The organism is Paenibacillus sp. Soil766 (assembly GCF_001428105.1).
GTDB lineage: Bacteria > Bacillota > Bacilli > Paenibacillales > NBRC-103111 > Paenibacillus_E.
The window spans coordinates 86,921-109,395 of the sequence record NZ_LMSJ01000059.1 but is presented as its reverse complement, the minus strand read 5'-3'; the positions used below and the strand labels follow the sequence as shown (position 1 = coordinate 109,395).

The 22,475-nt window shown below is 46.8% G+C and carries 17 protein-coding genes; 15 read left to right on the top strand and 2 right to left on the bottom strand.

What is annotated here, in order from left to right:
• The first annotated feature begins 21 nt into the window (after positions 1–21).
• The 3 genes from ASG89_RS33160 to ASG89_RS33150 all read left to right on the top strand — a co-directional run bounded on the left by ASG89_RS33160 (position 22) and on the right by ASG89_RS33150 (position 2,357).
• Complete coding sequence (locus tag ASG89_RS33160) at positions 22–276, top strand: YolD-like family protein (protein ID WP_057315615.1); 255 nt, start codon at positions 22–24, stop codon at positions 274–276.
• A 136-nt stretch (positions 277–412) separates the two neighbouring features.
• Complete coding sequence (locus ASG89_RS33155) at positions 413–1,336, top strand: tyrosine-type recombinase/integrase (protein ID WP_057315614.1); 924 nt, start codon at positions 413–415, stop codon at positions 1,334–1,336.
• Positions 1,337–1,433: 97 nt separating this feature from the next.
• Complete coding sequence (locus tag ASG89_RS33150) at positions 1,434–2,357, top strand: S66 peptidase family protein (protein WP_057315613.1); 924 nt, start codon at positions 1,434–1,436, stop codon at positions 2,355–2,357.
• An 83-nt stretch (positions 2,358–2,440) separates the two neighbouring features.
• On the opposite strand, the gene ASG89_RS33145 is transcribed toward ASG89_RS33150, so the two are convergent.
• On the bottom strand, positions 2,441–3,067 hold the full coding sequence (locus tag ASG89_RS33145) for a LysM peptidoglycan-binding domain-containing C40 family peptidase (RefSeq protein ID WP_057315612.1): 627 nt from the start codon (positions 3,065–3,067) through the stop codon (positions 2,441–2,443).
• A gap of 503 nt (positions 3,068–3,570) precedes the next feature.
• On the opposite strand from ASG89_RS33145, the gene ASG89_RS33140 reads away from it, so the two are divergent.
• Genes ASG89_RS33140 through ASG89_RS33115 form a run of 6 tightly spaced genes read left to right on the top strand, consistent with a single transcriptional unit; the run spans position 3,571 to position 10,591 of the window.
• Positions 3,571–4,944 (top strand): aspartate aminotransferase family protein, encoded by a 1,374-nt coding sequence (locus ASG89_RS33140; RefSeq protein WP_057315611.1) that lies wholly within the window; start codon positions 3,571–3,573, stop codon positions 4,942–4,944.
• A 6-nt stretch (positions 4,945–4,950) separates the two neighbouring features.
• Positions 4,951–6,222, top strand: coding sequence for a M20 family metallo-hydrolase (locus ASG89_RS33135; protein ID WP_057315610.1), 1,272 nt, complete (start codon positions 4,951–4,953; stop codon positions 6,220–6,222).
• Between the two features lie 16 nt (positions 6,223–6,238).
• A complete protein-coding gene (locus ASG89_RS33130; protein WP_057315609.1) occupies positions 6,239–7,609 on the top strand; it encodes an NAD(P)-dependent oxidoreductase in 1,371 nt (456 codons plus the stop codon).
• A 33-nt stretch (positions 7,610–7,642) separates the two neighbouring features.
• Positions 7,643–8,938 (top strand): NAD-dependent dihydropyrimidine dehydrogenase subunit PreA, encoded by a 1,296-nt coding sequence (preA, locus tag ASG89_RS33125; RefSeq protein WP_057315608.1) that lies wholly within the window; start codon positions 7,643–7,645, stop codon positions 8,936–8,938.
• 2 nt (positions 8,939–8,940) lie between these two features.
• Entirely contained in the window at positions 8,941–10,383 is a 1,443-nt protein-coding gene (gene hydA / locus ASG89_RS33120; protein WP_057315607.1) for a dihydropyrimidinase, read from the top strand.
• Positions 10,376–10,591, top strand: coding sequence for a hypothetical protein (locus tag ASG89_RS33115; protein WP_057315606.1), 216 nt, complete (start codon positions 10,376–10,378; stop codon positions 10,589–10,591). The genes hydA and ASG89_RS33115 overlap by 8 nt, the downstream gene beginning before the upstream one ends.
• Here ASG89_RS33115 and ASG89_RS33110 read toward each other — a convergent pair.
• Positions 10,588–12,195, bottom strand: a complete 1,608-nt coding sequence (locus ASG89_RS33110; RefSeq protein WP_057315605.1) for a PucR family transcriptional regulator — start codon at positions 12,193–12,195, stop codon at positions 10,588–10,590. The two genes, ASG89_RS33115 and ASG89_RS33110, sit on opposite strands and share 4 nt — an antisense overlap.
• Before the next feature lie 126 nt (positions 12,196–12,321).
• Here ASG89_RS33110 and ASG89_RS33105 point away from each other — a divergent pair, with 126 nt between their 5' ends.
• The 6 genes from ASG89_RS33105 to ASG89_RS33080 all read left to right on the top strand — a co-directional run bounded on the left by ASG89_RS33105 (position 12,322) and on the right by ASG89_RS33080 (position 22,091).
• Positions 12,322–13,764 (top strand): CoA-acylating methylmalonate-semialdehyde dehydrogenase, encoded by a 1,443-nt coding sequence (locus ASG89_RS33105; protein ID WP_414813325.1) that lies wholly within the window; start codon positions 12,322–12,324, stop codon positions 13,762–13,764.
• A gap of 689 nt (positions 13,765–14,453) precedes the next feature.
• The gene (locus ASG89_RS33100; RefSeq protein ID WP_082593761.1) at positions 14,454–16,217 is read left to right on the top strand and encodes an ABC transporter ATP-binding protein; all 1,764 of its coding nucleotides are present in this window, start codon (positions 14,454–14,456) and stop codon (positions 16,215–16,217) included.
• Positions 16,214–18,043 (top strand): ABC transporter ATP-binding protein, encoded by a 1,830-nt coding sequence (locus ASG89_RS33095; RefSeq protein WP_057315603.1) that lies wholly within the window; start codon positions 16,214–16,216, stop codon positions 18,041–18,043. Before ASG89_RS33100 ends, ASG89_RS33095 begins: the two co-directional genes overlap by 4 nt.
• 183 nt (positions 18,044–18,226) lie before the next feature.
• Positions 18,227–19,021: a lipid II flippase Amj family protein gene (locus ASG89_RS33090; protein WP_057315602.1), complete on the top strand. Its 795-nt coding sequence runs from the start codon at positions 18,227–18,229 to the stop codon at positions 19,019–19,021.
• Positions 19,022–19,107: 86 nt separating this feature from the next.
• A complete protein-coding gene (locus tag ASG89_RS33085; protein ID WP_057315601.1) occupies positions 19,108–19,986 on the top strand; it encodes a radical SAM/SPASM domain-containing protein in 879 nt (292 codons plus the stop codon).
• 158 nt (positions 19,987–20,144) lie between these two features.
• Positions 20,145–22,091 carry an ATP-dependent DNA helicase gene (locus ASG89_RS33080; RefSeq protein WP_057315600.1) on the top strand — a complete coding sequence of 649 codons (1,947 nt, stop codon included), beginning with the start codon at positions 20,145–20,147 and terminating at the stop codon, positions 22,089–22,091.
• Positions 22,092–22,475 lie beyond the last annotated feature (384 nt).

Sequence of the window (22,475 nt, the reverse complement as noted above, 5' to 3'; positions counted from 1 at the left end):
AGAACATTGGGGGAAGCAAGCATGGCGAAAGCAAAAGTAGCAAAAAGACCGACTCGGGATGAGTTTGTTTTGGAAGAGATTGGGAATCAACTCTCGGAAGCGAAGATGGAAAATTCGGAGATTCTTCTTACAGTTTGGGGTCGTGAAGAAGGAGTTCGCGGTCAGATCAAAACGATGGACTCTCGTACCGGGCGCGTACATATGGAGACAAGAGACGGTGAGTTGGATAAAGTACCATTTATGGATATTATGAAAGTAGAATATCCGCGGGACTAATCTTTATAGCGGTCAAACGCAAATTTGATCTAATTTTCATGAAATTTGCGGAATTTGACCGCATTTTATTTACGCAAAAATTGCACTAAATCTATATTTAACGCAATTTAGTTTTTAACGGACGGAGTTTACTAGAATGGATACTAGATTCACATATGATGACGAGTATTTGGAGCTTTTTGACACCTGGATGAAAGATCAGGGGTTTACGAAACGAACACAACAAGCGTATCTGGGAGATGTTCGCTTATTTCTGATAAGCCTAGGAGAGAAAGAGTTGGCTACAATTGAGGCGATTGATATTATGCGATTCTTGACAAAGATGCGCCAAGGTGGGGCGGGGGATGCCGCGAGGAATCGCTATCTTTCATCGATCCGAACATTTTTCTCAGCACTCATCGAACTGCAGATGATAAAGAACAATCCTTCGATCGTCGTCAAGAAATCGAAGGTAGAGAAGAATTCGGTTCCGACCTTTCTGAGTGAGGAACTACTCTCTGTCTTTCTGCAATCCATCGAAGGAAAATATCAGATTCGCAATGTAGCCATGTTCCTCTTGATGAGCTATGCCGGACTTCGCGTCAGCGAATTACATCGCATGAATATTTCGGATTTTAATCGCGGCACGAATTCATTGATGGTCTTAGGGAAAGGTCGGAAGTGGCGTGTCATCCCGCTCCCCAGTGAAATCGTCCATGTGCTTGAGCGCGCGCTAGTTGAGCGACTGGAGACGAGGGGTGGGAGCGAGCAGCCGTTCTTTGTATCCCAATTCGGTCGACGCATTAGTATACGAATGATTCAAGCGATTGCAGAGAAACAATTCGGGCAATTGAAAGGGCAATATATGGAGCTGAAGGGGAAATCATTCTCCAGCCATAAGCTGAGGCATACATTTGCAACGATGCAAGTGTTAGCTGGGACGGATATCCGAACGCTGCAAGAATTGTTAGGACATGCCAGTATTCAAACGACCCAAATATACACGCATGTAGGGGATAAACAAAAGCAGGAAGCCATGAATCGTGTTTCGGCCTTTATTCCAGTCGGGATGGGTATCTAAACTAAATAGGAGAGTTGTCATAATTCGCTAATTCGTAGCATAAAAGGGATTGAGGAGTAGTTCCTTTTCTTTCATGTCATTGGTAGGAGGTATAGCGATGGCGATACGCCCACCCATCTTACAAAGTGGAGATACCATTGGCATTGTTACATTAGGAAGCCCACTTGATGCAAGCGAAATTGATGCTAGAATAGCGACACTCGGTGAGATGGGGTTTCAAGTTGTCGTGGGCAAATATGCCTATGCATATGGAGGGATCGTTGCAGCTACAGCAACTCAGCGAGCGGAAGACCTGATGAATATGTTTCTCAATCCGAACGTCAGTATGATTCTCCCTACACGAGGTGGTACAGGGGTTAAAGATATATTGCCACTCCTCGATTATACCCTCATTAATAGTCACCCGAAAATCGTTTCGGGTTATAGTGATATCACGATTTTATTAAATATTTTATATCAATTTGCGAATCTCATTACATTTCAAAGTCTGTTGTTAATTGATTTTAATCCCAATACACCAGCTTATAACTTCGATCAATTTTATGCGGCGACATCGACACTCTTAAGTCCAAAAGTCATTCAAAATCCGCCGAATATGCCGTTGTATGGTCTTGTGAAGGGGACGGTGAGAGGTCGTATTGTTGGTGGAAACCTTACTTCATTGGTTGGTACACTGGGAACACCTTTCGAAGTCAATACAGTAGGTACAATTATCGTCATCGAAGAGACACATGAGCCGTCGAATACGATATACCGTTATTTGACGCAATTAATAATGGCAGGTAAATTTCGAGATTGCGTAGGGATCGTAATGGGACAATGTACGAATTGTACGACTTCCTATGCGACAACCTACTATGATTTAATTTCAGGAATTATCGTACCTTTAGGTAAACCACTTTTGACTAACTTTAGTACGGCCCACGGCTATTACAAAGCGGCCATACCTATTGGGGCGATGGCTGAACTCGATACGTACACGAATAAACTGACTATCTTAGAACCAACCGTCACGGGTTAGCTCATCGTAAATAAGAGGAAAGATATAGGAAAGGCCGGTAAATACCGGCTTTTTTACCACATAGAATGTATATGGCGAGTCAGTTAGTTAATCAAACGGCGTGCTCCCCAATAATGCGCATCATAATAAGGAGTACCAAATAAAGTGCTAATTTTCACTTCTCTTGTTCCCATTGTCCCAGCTTGAAGAATTTGATTATTGCCTAGATAGATAGCAACATGGGAAACACCAGTCGTATAGGTTCCTTGTAGAAAAATGAGGTCACCTTTGCGAAGGTCGCTCTTCGCCACAGGCGTTCCTAATTGACTTTGCAAAGCGGCAGAGTGAAGCAAATTAAAACCTTGTTGATTAAACGCATATTGCACAAATCCAGAGCAATCAAACGCTACAAAAGGTGTGCTGCCACCAAAAACATAGGGCACGCCTAATTGTTTCATCCCTACGGCAATGATCGCATCGGCTTTGACTTCCCAGCTTGCTTTGGTAGTTGCCTTCGAAGGGATAGTTATGATAACGCCTTCATAAATGTTATCTGCATTCACTGTAGGATTACTTGCGATAAGATCAGAAAGGGGCACGTTAAACTTTTGTGAAATGGACCAGAACGTGTCGGAATCCGTGGCTATGTAAGTATTGGAAGGCGCAGCACTTACACTTCCACCGAACATAAGACTAGTAGCAACAACTGTTGTAAGAATAAGCTTTTTCATCGTCTTCCTCCTAGATGTCGGATAGTGGTTACGTACTCATTCTATCAAAATGAAGAAATAGAGAATATGAACAATATATGGATATAGTCGTTGCGGCGGTAATTTGTTTACATAATATAAGTTATGTAATTACCATATGAGTGATTTTACACTATGTCAAATATCGACGCCAATTTAGGAACACTATGTATAGTGAAAATCCAAAGATTCGAGATATAATATAACATATAGGGTTACGAATACTCACAAATAGATAACGTTAAGCTAAACGGATAGAAGGAGGAGACCGCTGTTATTCGAAAGTCTGTTTAAGAGGGAAATGAACCCTCTGAAGAGTAACTTTTCAACAATGCTAAAATTCCCTTTCATTAACCCCCCACTGTACAAACCTGCTAATACCAAATCTACCAATTGAAAAATATAAACAAAGCTAGGGATGACATCCTCTTTTTGAACATAGAAATAGAATAAGAACGAATGGACAAGAGATGGAGGGACTGCTTATGAGCGCTCAAAATGACGTTGATCCATTGATTAAAGAGGAGCTGTTAGAGAAAGATCGCAAATATGTATGGCATCATATGTCTGCACATAATGAGAATCCTATGATCATCGCTTCTGGCGAAGGCAGTTGGGTGACAGATATTGATGGCAATCGATATTTGGACGGTATGTCAGGGTTATGGTGCGTGAACGTAGGTCATGGTAGGCGAGAAATTGCCGAAGCAGCCGCTGAGCAAATGATGAAGCTTGCTTATGCAACAATGGTTCAATCTCATATCCCGGCAATAGAGTTAGCGGCGAAATTAAATGAATGGCTCGAAGGCGAGTACCGGATTTTTTACTCCAATTCAGGATCAGACGCGAATGAAGTCGCATTCAAAATCGCTCGTCAATATCACCATCAGAATGGCAAACCGAGTAAACATAAGTTTATTTCGCGTCACCGGTCGTATCATGGGAATTCCATGGGCGCGTTGGGAGCAACGGGTCAAGCGCAGCGAAAGCTGAAATATGAACCGCTTGGGGTAGGCTTCCAGCATGTTCCCCCGCCATATTGTTATCGTTGTCCATTCGGACAAACGAAAGAAAGTTGCAGCTTACAATGTGCCAAAGCGATCGAGAATGCCATTGTGTGGGAGGGAGCAGATTCTGTCGCTGGTGTAATTCTGGAACCTGTAATTACTGGCGGGGGAATGCTTGTTCCGCATGACGATTATTTACCGACGGTAAGAAGTATTTGTGATAAATATGATGTTTTACTGATCGTAGATGAAGTCATTTGTGGTTTTGGGCGATCGGGCAAGCCTTTCGGTCATCAGAATTATGGGGTACGACCGGACATCGTCACGATGGCCAAAGGGTTAACAAGCGCTTATTCGCCTCTTTCAGCCACTGCTGTATCGGCCGAATTATACGATTCTTTCAAAGAGAAAGAAGCGACTAGCCATTTTAGACATGTCAATACATTTGGTGGAAATCCTGTTTCTTGTAAGGTGGCCTTAACGAATCTCGACATTATTGCGCGTGAGGGACTTGTTGAACGTTCAACTGAGATTGGGCAAGCTTTCAGAGCTCGATTAGAGCCGTTGAATGAGCATCCTCATGTCGGTGAAATTCGTATTTTCGGCTCAGCGATGGGCATTGAACTGGTCGAGGATCGTAAATCGAAGATTCCCGCTTCCGTAGAACGGGTAACTACTATTATTCTTGCATGTAAAAGTAAGGGACTGCTCGTTGGTAAGAACGGGGATACCGTTCCTGGCTATGCCAATATCATTACGCTCAGTCCGCCATTATCCTCTACGGATGAAGATGTGAATTTCATTATTGAAACCTTACTCACTGTGTTTGGTAACGAGCAAGAGAAAGGATGATCATACTTGTCGACAATATCACCTATCCAAATCAACGCAGAACGTCTAGGACAGCACATACATGAACTAGCGCAAATTGGGAAAATCGGCGAAACTGGCGTCTGTAGACTTGCTCTTTCGAAGGAAGATCGTGCGGGTGTGGAGCTTGTGAAATCCTGGATGGAAGAAGCCGGAATGGAGGCGTATATCGATCCTTTTGCTAATCTGATTGGCGTGTGGCGCGGGAGCGATCCACAGGCGTCTGTGCTAATGCTCGGTTCGCACGTGGATTCACAGCCCTATGGGGGGCGATTTGATGGGGCCATCGGTGTGCTTGGCGCGATAGAAGCGGTACAAACGATGATAGAACAAGGCGTGACACCCGCATGTAACGTCGAAGTTGTTGCTTTCTGTGATGAGGAAGGCAGTCGTTTCAATAAAGGGTTGTTCGGTGTTAGGGGCATGACGGGTAAGCTCGAAGCAGATGAGTTGGAACGTACGGACAAAAACGGCGTCACTCGCCGAGAAGCACTGCTCACATTCGGCTGTGATCCAGCGGATTTCGAAGGGTATACGTTCCAAGAGGGCCGAATCGGCGCTTTTCTTGAGCTGCATATTGAACAGGGACCTGTCTTGGAGTCTCTCGATGAGCCGATCGGTATCGTGAGCGGAATCTCCGGTCCATTATGGCTCACCGTAGAGATGACGGGCTTCGCGGGTCATGCCGGCTCTGTGCCGATGTCGATGCGACATGATGCCCTGCTAGGCAGTGCCAAGATCATCGTTGCACTGAACGAGCTGGTTCGTCGTGAGCCAGGCGCCCCAACAGTAGGAACCGTCGGTTCACTCACGGTATTTCCAGATTCTCGTAACATTATACCTGAGAAGGTAAGCTTTACGATTGATTTACGAGACATCGATATCTGTCGTCGCAATGCACTTGAAGCGGAACTTCTAAGTGTCATCGAGAACGTAGCCTGTGAGCATGGGCTCACCTATACGATTCGAGAAGATACGAATAGCGAGCCACGCTATTGCGCGAATTGGATCAAAGCTGCGCTGCACAAAGAAGCAGGTCTGATGGGGATGAAGCCGCCTGAGCTCATGAGCGGTCCTTTCCATGATTCGTTATCCATGTCTTATGTGTGCGATTACGGCATGATTTTCGTGCGCTGCCTAGAGGGCATCAGTCACAATCCGAAGGAATATGCTAGCCCAGAGGATATTACATTGGGGACGGAGCTTCTTTACCGAACCGCCCGCCAGATCGTAGTAGACAAAGGTGGAACCTTTAAATGAGGGAGGAGGAGCGAAGATGGGTACGACATTTATTTCGCTAACGGAGTTGAAGCGTAATTTTGCTGAAGTGAAGGCTGGCATGAAGCCCAAAGAGGCAATCGAAGAATCCAACCGCTGCTTGTTCTGTTATGACGCTCCTTGTACGCACGCCTGTCCGACAGGCATTGATATTCCTTCATTTATCAAAAAGATTGCCTCCGGCAATCTAAAAGGATCCGCTAGAACGATTATGGATGCCAATCCAGTTGGCGCTTCCTGTTCGAGAGTATGTCCAACTGAAGAATTATGCGAAGGGGCTTGTGTACTCAATCATTCGTCCAAGCCTATCTTAATTGGTCAATTGCAGCGATACGCAACGGACTGGGCGATCAAGAATGAACAGATTTTATTTCAAGCAGGGGCAAGTAATGGTAAATCAGTCGCGATCGTGGGCAGCGGACCTGCGGGACTTGCGGCGGCTCGTGAGCTAGCCCGCTTCGGTTTCAAGGTTACGGTTTTTGAAGCGAAGGAGCAAGGGGGCGGCTTGGATACGTATGGCATCGTATCATTCCGGCTGCCGCAGGAAATCTCCCTGTGGGAGGTCGAACAAGTCAGGCAGCTTGGAGTGGAGTTTCGGATGAACACGCGTGTCGGAGTTGAAGTCAGTGCTGCTGAATTGTTGAGTGATTTCGATGCTGTAGTGCTCGCGGTTGGGATGTCTAAAGTACCCATGCTTGGCATCGATGGAGAAGAATTGACCGGTGTCTATGACGCCATTGATTTCGTAGAATCGACGAAAACAGCCCCAGATCTCGATGAATCTTTCGTAGGGAAGCGAATTGCTGTGATTGGCGCTGGGAATACCGCCATAGATGCGGCTACGTGCTCTGTTAGGCTTGGGGCAGATAACGTCCAAATCGTTTACAGACGAACACAAGAAGAAATGACAGCTTATGATTTTGAATATGAGTTTGCGAAGCTTGATGGTGTGGCCTTTCAGTGGTTAACGGCTCCGAAACGGATCCTCGGTGATGAGCAGGGGAACGTCATTGGCATCGAATGTGTGCGGATGGAACTTCTTCTAGAGTCAGATGGAGGGCGTAAACGGCCAGTGCCCCTTGCGGATTCCGAATTTGTCATTGAAGTGGACGCGGTAATCAAGGCGATCGGTCAGACGAAGCATATATCGCTGATCGAACAGTTCGGACTCGCTCATTCACGGGGCACAGTGACATTGGTAGATGCAGCTGCAGGAAAGACATCGAATCCGAAGGTGTTCGCAGCTGGCGATGTTATTTTTGGAGATGGACAGGGCGAAGCCATGGTGGTTTCAGCGGCTCAACAAGGTAAACTGGCGGCATATGCGATTTACAAGCAGTTGGTGAAGGGGCAAGAGGCATCAGCTTAGGCAGGGTTATTTCAGAATCAGGAGGGATTCAACATGGCTGATTTACGAACGAATCTAGCTGGAATTGGTTCACCCAACCCTTTCTGGTTGGCATCGGCTCCGCCAACGAACACGGGGTATCAGGTTCAGCGAGCCTTTGAAGCGGGTTGGGGAGGTGCCGTGTGGAAAACGCTTGGCGATCCCATTATCAATACATCCTCTCGTTTCGCTGCTGTTCATTTCAACGGACAACGTGTTGCGGGCTTTAACAATATTGAGCTGATCACCGATCGTCCGCTTGAAGTTAATCTGAAGGAAATCTATGAAACGAAGAAGCGATTTCCTAATCATGCTTTGGTCGTTTCACTGATGGTTGAGCCCAAGCAAGAGAAGTGGCACGAGATTGTCAAAAAGGTCGAAGCCGTAGGTGTGGACGGACTTGAATTGAACTTCGGGTGTCCGCACGGTATGGCGGAGCGTGGAATGGGTGCGGCATCTGGACAGCAGCCAGACCTTGTGGAAGCGCAAACGATGTGGGCGAAGGAAGCGGCCCAGACACCCGTGATTGTGAAGCTGACGCCGAACATAACGGATATTACGAGCACAGCCTTAGCGGCGGTTCGTGGCGGGGCAGATGCGATCTCGCTCATCAACACGATTAACTCGCTGGCTGGTGTTGATATTGACTCGTGGAATACCATTCCACACGTCGGCGGCAAAGGCTCACATGGCGGTTATTGCGGTCCTGCTGTGAAGCCAATTGCCCTTCATATGGTCGCGGATTGTGCGCGTAATCCAGGGGTGAATATTCCGATTTCTGGCATTGGCGGCATTTCCAACTGGCGCGATGCGGTTGAATTTATGCTCATGGGCGCAACAGGTGTTCAAGTATGCACAGCCGCTATGCATCATGGCTTCCGGATCGTAGAGGATATGATCGATGGGCTGAACAACTATTTGGATGAAAAAGGCTTAGCCAGCGTCTCTGAATTAATCGGGAAATCCGTCCCGCGCTATGCAGATTGGGGAAATTTGGATTTGAACTATGCCGTCGTTGCGAAGATCAACACGGAAACGTGTATTAACTGCAATAAGTGCCATATTGCTTGCGAGGATACCTCGCATCAATGCATTGAGCGACATACAGATGAGCAAGGGAAGTCCTTTTTGCAGGTGAGGGAAGAGGACTGTGTAGGATGTAACTTATGCGCGATTGTATGTCCCGTAGATGGGGCAATCTCGATGGTTGAGGTGAAGGGAACAGAGGAGCCAATGACATGGAACGAGCGTCAAACGGCTGTTGCCAAGCTAAACGGGGAAAAAGATACCGATAAGAAGGAGGCTGTGTAGTCATGGCCAAACTCATTAAGAATGGCGCCATTGTCACTGCAACGGATCACTATCTAGGGGATGTTCTCATCGAAGATGGCATTATTACCGGGATTGGTTTGAACCTTTCGCGAGAAGGCGCAGAGATTGTAGATGCCACAGGGAAATATGTTTTTCCTGGCGGTATTGATCCGCATACTCATCTGGATATGCCGTTTGGCGGGACGGTCACCGCCGATGATTTCGAGACAGGCACGATAGCTGCAGCATTTGGCGGAACGACGACAGTGATAGATTTTTGCTTGACGAATAAAGGGAAACCGCTCCATCAGTCTGTTCAGACATGGCATCAGAAAGCAGAAGGCAAAGCCGTCATTGACTATAGCTTTCATCTCATGATTGCGGAAATCAATGATAAGGTGCTGGCCGAGCTGCCGAGTATGATTCATGATGAAGGTATCACGTCACTCAAGGTTTTTATGGCCTATAAGAACGTCTTTCAAGCGGATGACGGCACACTTTATCGGACTTTGCTTGAGGCGAAAAAGCATGGAGCACTCGTGATGGTACATGCGGAGAATGGCGATGTCATTGAGTATTTAATCAAAGAAGCACTCGAAGCGGGTCAGACGGACCCGATTTATCACGCGCTGACTCGGCCATCCTTAATTGAAGGTGAAGCGACAGGGCGTGCAGCCAAGCTCACGGCACTAGCCAACTCGCAGCTCTATGTCGTGCATGTGACGTGTGAAGAGGCTGTGCAGCAAATTACGGATGCCCGTAATCGCGGTGTCGATATCTGGGGTGAAACGTGTCCGCAGTATCTCATGCTCGATCAAACCTATTTGGAAAAGCCGGATTTCGAAGGTGCGAAATATGTGTGGTCCCCGCCACTTCGGCCAAAGTTTCACCAAGACGTGCTGTGGAATGCCTTAAAAACGGGCCAATTGCAGACGTTGGGCTCAGATCAGTGTTCGTTTAATTTTAACGGTCAAAAAGATTTAGGTCTCGGGGACTTCAGCAAAATTCCAAATGGCGGACCTTGTATCGAGGACCGTTTCTCTATTCTGTTCTCTGAAGGAGTAGGGAAAGGGCGAATTACACTGAATCAGTTCGTGGATATTGTGTCGACCCGAAGCGCCAAGCTGTTTGGTTTGTTTCCGAAAAAGGGGACGATTGCAGTTGGCGGGGACGCAGATATTGTGATTTTTGATCCGAATGTGAAGCGTACAATTTCAGCCGAAACCCACCATATGAATGTGGATTATAATCCGTTCGAAGGCATTGAAATTACAGGGGAGCCCGTGACGGTATTGTCTCGCGGAGCCTATGTCATTCGGGATAAACAATTCGTGGGCGAAGCGGGAAATGGTCAATTCATCAAGAGGGGCACATATGTTTCACCCTCCGCGCAAGTCACTCCGTCGAAGATAGAAACGGTCCAAGGAGGTGCTCCTTATGTCTGAATTTGAGCTTTTTCAATCGGAAAAGCAAAAGCTTGACGTCTATGTCGCGCAGAAATTCAAAATCATCGGTGTGCTCGAGGATCTAGAAGGGGCATGGCTAGACCTCGAACACCCCGGTGGTGAAACAGCGAGGCTTCATTTGACAACGGCCAACGCCAGGAAGTACTACGTTAATGTGCTATTGTCACAAGGTAAATCCAAAGCTTAATGGATGGAACCGTTCAAATATTCATATCCGTGCAGAGCTAGCTCTAGCGCGATTCTCTTCTGCGGATGCATGAAATCGTCTCCGAGGATCGCAGCAATTTTGTCCAGCCGATGATACAACGTTTGCCGAACGATGAACAACTCTTTAGCTGTTTCCTGTTTGGAGCCGGATAGCGCTAGATACATGTGTAGGGTTTTCAAAAGCTGGCCATTTTTCTCACGATCATACGCGATAATACCGCTGAGATACCCGTCAATGAAAGAAGTAAGTTGATCGTTTTGCTTCATAAGTAGTATCACTTTGTAGACGTGTAACTCGTGATAGAAAGGCTTAGTGAGTACGCCGATATCCTTCTGGATCTCTAATGTTTCTAAGGCAGTTTCATAGCTGACTTGAATGTGGAGCGGATCGTTAATGGTTCGGCCAATCCCCAGTAGAGATGGAAAAATTTGCGTTTCTTGCGTTTTTTGTAAGCGTTGGATGGTCCGTAAGATTCGTTCATGACTAGCAGCAGAGGACATTTGATCTAAGAGGATGAAGACGATTCGGTGATCATACACCGTAGGGAGTAAATAAAAGCCTTCTCTTTCAAATAAGGAGCGGGCGATCATTTGTTTCTGAATAAGGAGTGTTTCCTGTTCTCTGGAACCATTGTTTCCTGCGGCTTTATCGAAGACACAAAGGGTGATTGGTCCTAGTTTTATAGGCGGTTTGACGGACATGACATAGTCACGAATATCCTGAAGCGTGTGCTTGCCGCTTAACCATTCGGTCACCCATAGATCCTGTTTGTAGCGGGTTTTCTCTTCCATATAGGTCGTGCGCATCATCTCTTGAGCTATAGCGGTCGCACATCGATCCAAAGCAAGGATTTGGAACTCGCTCAGCTCTTGTTCGGCATATAGTAGAAGGTCTGCGAACAAGTGCTCCAATGCGAGTATTGGGCGATGAGCTAGCTTGATTATGACTTCAGAGAGATGAAACATTTCGCCATGAATCCATTTCTCATAAAAGGCAGAGCCATCTCCTTTAGGTAAGGAGGGGACGAAAACGGCGGTATCCGAATCAAATGGAAAAAAAGCGACCTGCGCTTGCGTTGTCTCTTGCAACAGCTTGAGAAGCGGCTGCAAGCCTTTGCCTGACAGAAGAAGTTGATTAAGCTTGGTGGAGAGGGATTCCAGATCGGATACCATTTTATGATGCTGGTGAATGAAATGTGTATGTAAATCCTGTGTGATATCAATGTATCGGACTTCCTCATGGAAAAAAATAAGCGGAAAATTCGCTTGAAGGGCAAGTGCCTTCATGCTCTCTAGTGGCTGCTTCGTATAGGTACCAAGCTCGATACACAACCCTGAAGCACCACGATCGATCAATTGCTGCAGGAACGAAAGGCTAGTTTCTTCCTTATCGTGCCAACCAATTCCCGTACTAAGAATGAGTTCGTTTCCATTCAAAAGGTGACCGACTTGCGTAACTTCCATGATGTGAACCCAGCGAACTATACGGGCTAGTGCTTCTTCTGTAGCAATCGCTTCAGCCTTATGAAAGAGTGGGCGCTGCAAAACATCGTGCACGGTTAATTGCAAAAGAGTCTGTACCAAGCGAAATCACCACTTTCATGTTAGGAAAGTTAACGTAATTGCGAAAAGTAAGGGAATGTGTACCTTATTATACAATGTGTCCAATGATTTTTGGAGAAAAATTATTGCCCCAGGAGATGAATGGCGATGACAGAGCTGCAAAATCTAATTAATGGCGTTTGGGTAGACGCAACAAGTGGAGTGATGAGTGATGTCATCAATCCTGCAACAGGAAAAGTGATTGCGCGAGTGCCATTATCAAGTACTAGTGATGTAGAGCAAGCTGTGTCTGCAGCTCAAGATGCGTATGAATCATGGAGTAGAACGCCTGTTCCTAAACGTGCGCGCGTATTGTTTCATTATTGGCAGCTGCTTCAAGCTCATGAGCATGAACTTGCTGAATTGATTACGCGAGAGAACGGGAAAAGCTACAAAGAAGCACTTGGTGAAGTGCTGCGCGGCATGGAGTGTGTAGAATTTGCAGCAGGTGCACCGTCCCACATGATGGGCACGACACTCGCAAATATTTCTGCAGAAATGGATTCTGAATTATTTCGGGTGCCCCTAGGCGTAGTCGGAGGTATCACTCCTTTTAACTTCCCGATGATGGTGCCGTGCTGGATGTTTCCGCTCGCGATTGCGCTTGGGAATACTTTCGTTTTGAAGCCATCCGAACGCACGCCATTGACAGCTATGAAATTAGCCGCATTGATGCAAGAAGCTGGACTTCCTAATGGTGTGCTGAATGTCGTCCATGGTTCACACGACGTGGTTAATGCACTGACGTCTGCACCTTCTGTCAAAGCGGTATCCTTTGTAGGCTCACAGCCAGTGGCTAAGTATGTGTATGAACGCGCATCTGCTGCTGGTAAAAGGGTGCAAGCCCTAGCAGGCGCCAAAAACTATCACATCGTTATGCCCGATGCACATATGGAGAAAACGGTCGAGAATATTGTCATGTCTTCGTTCGGTTCAGCTGGCCAACGCTGTATGGCATGTTCTGCCGTTGTTGTAGTAGGCGAAGGGGATACGTTTATTGACGGGTTGAAGGAAGCTGCCGCTCAGATGGTGCTTGGTAGCGGGATGGAGGAGCAGGTCACACTGACTCCAGTTATCCGAGATGAGCAGCTCATACGGATTGCGAGCTACATCGAGAAAGGGATCGCAGAAGGGGCTCATCTGCTGATCGATGGTAGAATGGGGGAGGCGTGTGCGGGGGAAGGGTTTTTCCTCGGAGCCACGATATTCGATCATGTCAAGCCGGAGATGACCATTGCGAGAGAGGAGATATTCGGGCCTGTCTTGTCGTTATTCCGCGCAGCGGATTTGACTAGCGCGTTGGCGTTAGTGAATCAATCCAGCTTCGGGAACTCAGCGGTGATTTACACCGAGAATGCGAAGGCTGTGCGCCAATTCCGCGAAGAAGTCGAAGCGGGAATGCTCGGCGTCAACGTTGGGGTGCCAGCGCCGATGGCTTTTTTCCCTTTCTCCGGTTGGAAGGATTCCTTCTACGGCGATTTGCATGCCAACGGGAAAGATGGCGTTGAATTTTATACGAAAAAGAAGATGATTACATCGCGGTATTTTTGAGTGTGGGTGATGGCTCTGTAGTGATGAAAAACATCACTATAGCTCGAGAAAAATCATCCCCGGCTCGATTTCGAGGGGTTTAGTGATGAAAAACATCACTATAGCTCGAGAAAAACCATCCCCGGCTCGATTTCGAGAGGTTTAGTGATGAAAAACATCACTATAGCTCAAGAAAAACCATCCCCGGCTCGATTTCGAGAGTTTAAGTGATGAAAAACATCACTATGGCTTGAGAAAAATCGTACCCGGCCTGATTTCGAGAGGTATAGTGATGTAAAACATCACTATAGCTCAAGAAAAACCATCCCCGGCCTGATTTCGAGAGTTTAAGTGATGTAAAACATCACTATAGCTCAAGAAAAATCATCCCCGGCTCGATTTCGAGGGGTTTAGTGATGAAAAACATCACTATAGCTCGAGAAAAATCATCCCCGGCTCGATTTCGAGGGGTTTAGTGATGAAAAACAACGTTATAGCGGGAGAATAAGCTCCGGCTGGTGGAATTCCATGCTGTAAGAGTGAAAAACAACGTTACAGATATCAACCATTAGCTATGTGGGTTATACGGGAAGACATGAACCGCCGACTCGGCGGCTTTTTTCATTTTAGCCAAAGAGTCCGTTGTCGAGAAGGAGCCAATTTAGTATGATGGAGTGTACGTCGAGAGGAATACGGAGGACTCCATAACAATGAAGAAAAACCGAAAAAACAGCAACTCCATGGGGCAATATCGCGAGCTGTTAGGCCGTTATTTGTTTCCTCAGAAGGGGACGTTGATTGGATTAACACTCCTGTTGTTCGCTTCCATCGGGCTGCAACTGATTAATCCGCAAATCATCCGCTATTTTATTGATACCGCGCAATCACAAGGGGCGATGCAGCCACTTTTTACAGCGGCGCTTCTGTTTATTGGATTTGCACTGGTTCAGCAGCTAGTATCTGTGATCGCGACTTATTTTAGTGAAAATGTCGGTTGGAAAACAACCAATAAGCTGCGCGTTGATTTAGCCTCGCATTGTCTGTCGTTGGATATGTCTTTTCATAAAAGTCATACATCTGGCTCGCTAATTGAGCGTGTGGATGGGGATGTGAATGCGCTTGCGAATTTCTTCTCCAGTATGATCATTCATTTGTTTGGGAATGTGCTGCTCATGGCGGGGATTCTCGTCCTCTTATTCCGGGAAAATTGGGTAATTGGTGCTGGGATGGCTGTTTTCGTTGTTTGTGCGATTTACATGATTGGGTGGATTCGTCAATTTGCTGTACCCGTTTGGGCAGGGTGGCGGCAGGCGAATGCTGAGTTTTATGGGTTTATCGGGGAGCATTTGGAGGGGACAGAGGATATTCGCGCCAACGGTGCAGTAAGCTTCGTGATGAATCGTTTCTATACGATGCTTCGAAAAATGTTGCCATTACGCGTCAAAGCGTTCCTCGGCTTTTGTGCGATGTGGAACATGTCGATCTTCGTTTTCGCATTGGGGAATGCGATGGCGTTCGGGATTAGCGCCTATTTATGGCATGGCAATCATATTTCCTTGGGTACCGTATATTTAATTTTCTTCTACACGGAATTACTCGCTAAACCAATCGAGAAGATTCGGACGCAAATGGAAGATTTGCAAAAAGCAGACGCAAGTATTTCTCGCATTCGAGAACTATTCGCGATTAAGTCGAAGATCCAAGATGGACCTGGGGCTAGGATTCCAGATGGACCCCTTGGCGTTGATTTCAAGGATGTTGTATTCAGTTATGACGACGATCAGCCGACGATTGATCACCTGACGATGAACTTGAAGCCTGGTGAGGTGCTAGGATTGCTTGGTCGAACAGGGAGCGGGAAGTCTACGATTGCGAGGTTATTACTGCGATTTTATGATCCGCAAAAAGGTGTGATTGCACTTAGTGGTATTGACATTCGGAATTGTAAACTAGCTGAGCTTCGGAAGCGTGTCGCGCTAGTAACACAAAATATTGAAATCATTCAAGGGACGATTCGTGATAATTTAACCTTTTATGATGTGTCCATTCGGGATGATCAGATTATTGCCGTACTTTATGAACTTGGACTAGGCGCTTGGTATGAAGCGATGCCAGATGGTTTGGATACGGTGCTTGCATCGGGGGGAAGCAGCTTATCTGCTGGAGAGGCGCAGTTGTTGGCTTTTGCACGCGTATTCTTGACGAATCCGGGATTGGTTATTATGGATGAAGCTTCATCGCGTCTGGATCCTTTGACAGAGCAGCGTATGGAGAAAGCCGTTTCCAAATTGTTAACTGAGCGCTCCTGTATCATGATTGCCCATCGACTTGCTACTGTACAGCGTGCTGATTATATCGTTATTTTGGATGGCGGGCGTGTGCTGGAATCAGGCCGTAGAGAAGTACTTGCCGCCGACCCGAATTCCCGCTTTAGCCAATTGCTCGCGACAGGGTTAGAGGAGGTGTTGGCATGACAACGTTTCAGTATTTAAAAGGGCTTATCATGTATAAACCTTTCCGATATTTCGTTAATGCGCTCGCATGGACAATTATTTATTTGGCTCCAATTGCACCTGGGCTAATTACAAAAGCATTTTTCGACACGTTAACGGGGAATGCTACCTTGAAATTCGGAGTATGGGGTTTGATCGCTTTGTTAATTGGGGCAGCACTGGGACGAATCCTATTGATCATCATTGGGTTCATTACGGATGTGCACTTCCGTTTCCGAATGGGGATGCTGCTTCGTCGCAATTTACTAGAACATGTTCTCAAGCAGCCGGGTGCACAAGCGATTCCTGTATCACCAGGCGAAGCGATCAGTCACTTCCGCGATGACGTGGATCAATCCGAGGAAGCAGCGAGCTGGTCAGTAGATGTGTTTGGGATGACGTGTTTTGCACTCGTTTCAGGTTACATATTGATTCGTATTGATGCGCAAATGACACTTCTCGTGTTTATGCCAATCGTCATCGTGATTTCAGCGGCACAACTCGCAACTGTTCGTTTGCAGAAATATCGTGCCGCGAGTAGGGAATCCACCTCTAAGGTGACGGGAGAGATCAGCGAGATGTTCGGTAATGTGCAGGCCATTCAAGTGGCTGGCGCCGAGAAGAGAGTCATGGAGCGGTTCCACAGCTTCGGTGATCAGCGTCGCAAGGCGATGCTTAAAGATCGACTGATGAGCGAATTGCTAGACTCCGTTTTCTCAAATTCCGTGAATTTGGGGACGGGATTATTGCTTCTTTTGGCGGGAACGAAAATGAGAGCAGGGACGTTCACTGTCGGTGACCTCGCCTTGTTCGTGTACTATTTGACCTTCGTGACGCAGTTTATTACGAATGTTGGGAAGTTTATCACTTATTTTAAGCAAATGAGTGTTTCACTTGAGCGATTGACCTTCTTGTTGCAAGGAGCTTCGGCGAGGGTGTTGACGATGGTGAAGCCGTTGTATTTGAAGAAGGAGCGGGTAGGGAAGGTTGATTCTTCTGTTGCGATGGTAAAACGAGATCAGGATCAAGATCAAGATCAGGTTCAAGATCAAGAGAATGACAGCGTCGTTGCACCTCCGCTGCAGCGCATGGAAGTGAATGGGCTCAGCTATACCTACCCAGATACGGGTAGAGGTATCGCTGACATTCACTTCGCCATGCAAAGAGGATCGTTCACCGTCATCACGGGAACGATTGGCTCTGGCAAAACCACGCTGGTTCGTTCCCTTCTTGGGCTGTTGCCCAAGGAGAGTGGAACGATCGCGTGGAATGGTGTGCCCGTTGAGGATCCGGGCACCTTCTTTACACCGCCGCAGAGCGCATATACCGCGCAGGTGCCGCGGTTATACAGCGATACGCTGCGCAATAATATTTTGCTCGGGCAAGCGGAGCAAGGTGACAGCTTACCCCAGGCTTTGAACGCGGCGGTGCTCGAGTTCGACGTCGCGCAGCTGCCTGGCGGGCTGGACACCGTCATCGGCCCGCGTGGGGTGAAGCTCTCCGGCGGTCAAGCGCAGCGGACGGCCGCGGCACGAATGCTCGTGCGAGACGCCGAGCTGTACGTCTTCGACGACCTGTCGAGCGCGCTTGACGTCGAGACAGAGCAGAAACTTTGGGAGCGGATGTTCCAGCGCCGCAGTGATGCGACGTGTCTGGTCGTCTCGCACCGCAAAACCGCGTTGACGCGTGCCGACCACATCATCGTGATGAAAGATGGCCGCATTGAAGCGGAAGGCACATCGGAGGAACTACTGCGACACAGCTCCACGTTCCGTGAGCTGTGGTATGGGGACGATCGCAAGGCGTAGTCTAAGACGTAGTTCTTGCGCCATGCGTGATTACTAATAAAGGGAATCCGCGCTGCGTCGCGAATAATAGACAATGATTAATCACCACGAAACCCACCCGATGCGACCAACAGCAGGTGGGTTTTCGTTTTCTCTCTCTTACGTTTCAGCACCTATCACTCAAGTAAAGGATGAACCCTTTGTATGATCAACACACTCATTTTGGTTTTTATATTGACGATGATCATTCACACAGCCGAGACACTGTCTTACTCGATTCGTTATGCAGGTGTAAGGGTGAACAAACTCGCAGTGGCACTTTCACTTGTCGGCATCGTCGTACTTGTATCGCGTACGGCGAACCTGATTCAGGCGCCGATGACGGCGAATTTTGTGGATTATGCCAAGCATGAGCCCACGTTTGATTTGGTGCGATATTTGCGTATTTCTCTACTGGCATCGTCGATCGGGACGATAATCGCGATCGCGTTATTTCCTACTTTTATCAACCTAAGTGCTAGAGTCATTGCTCGTCTCGAACTTGCCGGTTCACTGCCGAAGATGCTCACGAATGTGACGATTTCACAGCTGAAGAACACGACCAAATATATTAAAAAGCCCAAAGTGAAGCTAAGCCAGTTCCGTTATCTCGGCATTTCTAAACGATTCCTATTCATCAATATTGTCGTTACAGCTTTCTACTCCGTGGGTGTACTAGCCTCACTATATGCGGCTCATCTATGGCCTGATTATGCGACTACAGCCTCACAAGCGTCGGGTCTGATCAACGGAATTGCTACGATTTTGCTCACCATATTCATCGATCCCCAATTGGGTCTCATCACCGATAAGGCATTGCATGATGAAGAGCAACGTAAACAGCTAGGCAAAATCTACGCTTTACTCATGACAACCCGCTTCTTAGGTACGCTATTAGCGCAAATTTTCCTCGTTCCGTCCGCCTACTTTATTGGCAGGATGGTCCAGTTGTTTTTCTAAAAAAGTGTGAAATCCTTTCAATCAACCGTCTCGCTTGGTATAATAGCCTCTATCATAGTAGCGCCAATAAGAAACGGAGTCCGACCATGAAGAAGTTCAAGAAGTTTTATATCGAAATTACGAGCGTATGCAATTTGGCTTGCACATTCTGTCCTCAGACGAAACGTCAAGCGAATTTCATCAAAATAGATACATTTACGAATATCCTTGATCAAATTAAGCCGCATACGGATCATATTTATTTGCATGTGAAGGGTGAGCCGCTGCTCCATCCGAAAATCGATGAATTGCTCGATCTGAGCCATGAAAAAGGCTTCAAAGTGAATATCACAACGAACGGGACGCTCATTAACAAAAATAGGCACAAGTTGCTTGATAAACCGGCACTTCGCCAAATGAATTTTTCTCTGCACAGCTTTGACGGTCATGAAGGCTCCGAGGATAAGGAAGGCTATGTGACGAGCATCCTGCGTTTTGCCAAGGAAATCGTCGCGAAATCGAATGTCATTATTTCCTTCCGATTATGGAATTTGGATACAGATAATCAGACGAATTTGGAACGGAATCGGAATCGTGAAGTGCTGGAATTGCTAGAGAAGGAGTTCGAGCTCGATTACAAAATCGATGAGAAATTCGTCCGCGGAACTGGCGTTAAGCTTGCCGATCGTGTCTACTTGAATCAGGATCATGAGTTTCAATGGCCTGATTTGAAGGCCGAGGAAATTGAGGGACCTGGCTTCTGCCACGCCTTACGTAATCAAGCAGGTATTCTCGTTGACGGAACCGTCATTCCTTGTTGTCTAGATGGGGAAGGGGTTATTAACTTGGGGAACATTAACCACACGCCATTCTCTGAGATTGTAGAGGGTGAACGAGCGAATCGGTTATTTGAAGGCTTTTCTAGACGCGAAGTGGTCGAGGAACTTTGCCGGAAATGCGGTTATCGCGAACGTTTTAGTATGTAAAATAAAGCTCATTCCGGACAGCGGCTTTGCTGTAGGAGTGGGCTTTTCTTCATGTAATCGGCATTTTCTTCCTTTTTCGCAACCCTTTTTGCTTTTGCCAAACATTCATGAGATAATACAAGTTTGATTCTTAACTTAGAGGGTTGGGGGCACAACACGTGGGACGTTATCCATTTGCATATGATCATGCACAGCCATTTATGCAGCAGGTATCCGACTGGATTGCGGATATCTTTTATGACATATTGCCAGAAGCGGGATTTGAAGTTCGAGATGAACAAATTTATATGGCCTTTCAGCTAGAGCGGGCTTATTCTGAGAAACAGACGATTTTTGCGGAAGCCGGCGTTGGCACGGGGAAAACGTTGGTGTATTTATTATATGCGATCTGCTATTCGCGTTTTATGAACAAACCCGCGATCATCGCATGCGCGGATGAATCTTTAATTGAGCAACTCGTGAAACCTGGAGGAGATATTGATAAAATCTCTCGCCATTTGAATTTGCAAATTGATGCCAGACTGGCAAAATCGCCAGACCAATATGCTTGTTTGGTGAAGGTGGATGAGGCCAGATTCGGACACGAGGATACAGGGCTCTATCGCGAGGTATACGAATCACTTCCTGATTTTGTTCATACACGTGAAGCCATGCAACAGTTCTATGCGTACGGTGATCGTAAGAATTACCCGCAGCTTAACGATGAACAATGGAATCGCATGAACTGGGATGCTTTCCAAGATTGCTTTGTCTGTGATAAGCGTCATCGATGTGGACAAACGTTATCTCGCGAGTCGTATAGGAAGTCAACTGATCTGATCATATGTTCGCATGATTTCTACATGGAGCATGTGTGGACCTATGACGGAAGAAAGCGTGAGGGACAGCTGCCCCTTTTGCCAGAACATTGTACCGTTGTGTTTGACGAAGGACATTTGATGGAATCTGCTGCTCAGAAGGCGTTGACCTATAAGCTGAAGCATATAGTGTTCGAGGAATTGGTCATTCGCTTGTTAAAAGGGGAAGTACGTGAAACCTTAGCCGTCTGTATTGATCGTGCGATTGAGCAGAGCGAACGTATGTTTGAGGTACTGGAAAGTTGTTGTCGCCCGATTGAGGGCTCTGATCGTAAACAAATCGTGATGAGTGATCTCTTGAAAAGAGAGATTCATACACTCTGTGATATTTTGTCCGAGATCGAAGAGGAGCTTGTCTTTGAGGGAGAAATGTTTACCCTTAATGACTATCAGCTGAAAATTGTGGAGGAGCATCTGGAAATGATGCAGAAGGCGTTCGCGTTATTCCGAAACGATCATTCCTTTATTTGCTGGGCAACGGAAAGTATTACAGGGCTCAGTCTTGTTGTTATGCCTAGAACGGTGAAGGAAGTGCTCAAGGAGTATGTCTTTTCCTCCAAAATGCCAATCGTGTTCTCTTCGGCCACACTATCTGTAGAGGGTAAGTTCGATTATGTGGCGAACAGCTTAGGCTTAGAGAAGTATCTCTCGTTCTCGGTAGATTCACCGTATGACTACGCGGAACGGATGGAAGTCATTGCCCCGCGCTTCACGGAAGGCGGTACTTTCCAAGAGAAGATGACTGCAGCCGTCCACTTGTTAAATAGAACAGAAGGCAGAGCGCTAATTTTGTTCCCGACACATCAGGAATTGCAGCGTTTCAAAAGGGAGATGGCAGACCATTCGGCATGCAAGAATCTAACCTTCTTCTATGAAGGAGATCAAGAAATCTCGCATGTGATTGCTTCGTTCCAAGAGGACGAGCATAGTGTGTTGGCTGCCGTTAGCTTGTGGGAAGGACTCGATATTCCTGGTCCATCGCTATCCAATGTCATTGTCTGGGCGATGCCGTTTCCTCCGCAGGATCCGGTATTTAACGCAAAGCGTGAAGCTGCAGCTTCGCCCTATGAAGAAGTCGACATTCCGTATATGCTCCTAAGATTGCGTCAAGGGATGGGTCGATTGATTCGTACACGCGAGGATAGTGGGATCATTGCGATTTTCTGTGAGGAACTGTATACGAATGCATCGCTGCGTGAGCATGTCGAGCGGGTATTGCCAGCTGGCGTCGTGCTGAAGTCCGAATAGGAGTTGTGTAAAGCAACTAGAATATAAACAGGGGGTTAGACGTTGTCTAGTCCCCTTTCTCATTGATTTGTTTTCAGTCCGCCGTTTGTCTTATGACGCTAATCTGAGAGGATATCGGCTTATTCAGCCCAATCAACGAAATTAACATCCTCTTTTCCATCTAATTGGCCTCATATCAAGAATTTGACAAATTTAGCTGTACCTTTTCCATCTAACCTAACAGTGAGGGGAATTGCGATGGCTATTTGAGGTAGATGTAACTTGTGAGTGGACATGTGGCAACAAGAAGTAGTTGTTTCAAATGTTCGTCATGATCATTTTTTGTCGCAGCAGAGTCTATTGGCAAACAAAAGCGTGTATATATAACATATAATTGTAAGCGGT

Excerpts from the sequence above, each read along its gene's own strand:
- ASG89_RS33160 (WP_057315615.1), top strand. The coding sequence starts at position 22 with ATGGCGAAAGCAAAAGTAGCAAAAAGACCGACTCGGGATGAGTTTGTT.
- hydA (WP_057315607.1), top strand. The coding sequence starts at position 8,941 with ATGGCCAAACTCATTAAGAATGGCGCCATTGTCACTGCAACGGATCAC.
- preA (WP_057315608.1), top strand. The coding sequence starts at position 7,643 with ATGGCTGATTTACGAACGAATCTAGCTGGAATTGGTTCACCCAACCCT.
- ASG89_RS33130 (WP_057315609.1), top strand. The coding sequence starts at position 6,239 with ATGGGTACGACATTTATTTCGCTAACGGAGTTGAAGCGTAATTTTGCT.
- ASG89_RS33115 (WP_057315606.1), top strand. The coding sequence starts at position 10,376 with ATGTCTGAATTTGAGCTTTTTCAATCGGAAAAGCAAAAGCTTGACGTC.
- ASG89_RS33150 (WP_057315613.1), top strand. The coding sequence starts at position 1,434 with ATGGCGATACGCCCACCCATCTTACAAAGTGGAGATACCATTGGCATT.
- ASG89_RS33100 (WP_082593761.1), top strand. The coding sequence starts at position 14,454 with ATGAAGAAAAACCGAAAAAACAGCAACTCCATGGGGCAATATCGCGAG.
- ASG89_RS33085 (WP_057315601.1), top strand. The coding sequence starts at position 19,108 with ATGAAGAAGTTCAAGAAGTTTTATATCGAAATTACGAGCGTATGCAAT.
- ASG89_RS33155 (WP_057315614.1), top strand. The coding sequence starts at position 413 with ATGGATACTAGATTCACATATGATGACGAGTATTTGGAGCTTTTTGAC.
- ASG89_RS33105 (WP_414813325.1), top strand. The coding sequence starts at position 12,322 with ATGACAGAGCTGCAAAATCTAATTAATGGCGTTTGGGTAGACGCAACA.
- ASG89_RS33145 (WP_057315612.1), bottom strand. The coding sequence starts at position 3,067 with ATGAAAAAGCTTATTCTTACAACAGTTGTTGCTACTAGTCTTATGTTC.
- ASG89_RS33140 (WP_057315611.1), top strand. The coding sequence starts at position 3,571 with ATGAGCGCTCAAAATGACGTTGATCCATTGATTAAAGAGGAGCTGTTA.
- ASG89_RS33095 (WP_057315603.1), top strand. The coding sequence starts at position 16,214 with ATGACAACGTTTCAGTATTTAAAAGGGCTTATCATGTATAAACCTTTC.
- ASG89_RS33090 (WP_057315602.1), top strand. The coding sequence starts at position 18,227 with ATGATCAACACACTCATTTTGGTTTTTATATTGACGATGATCATTCAC.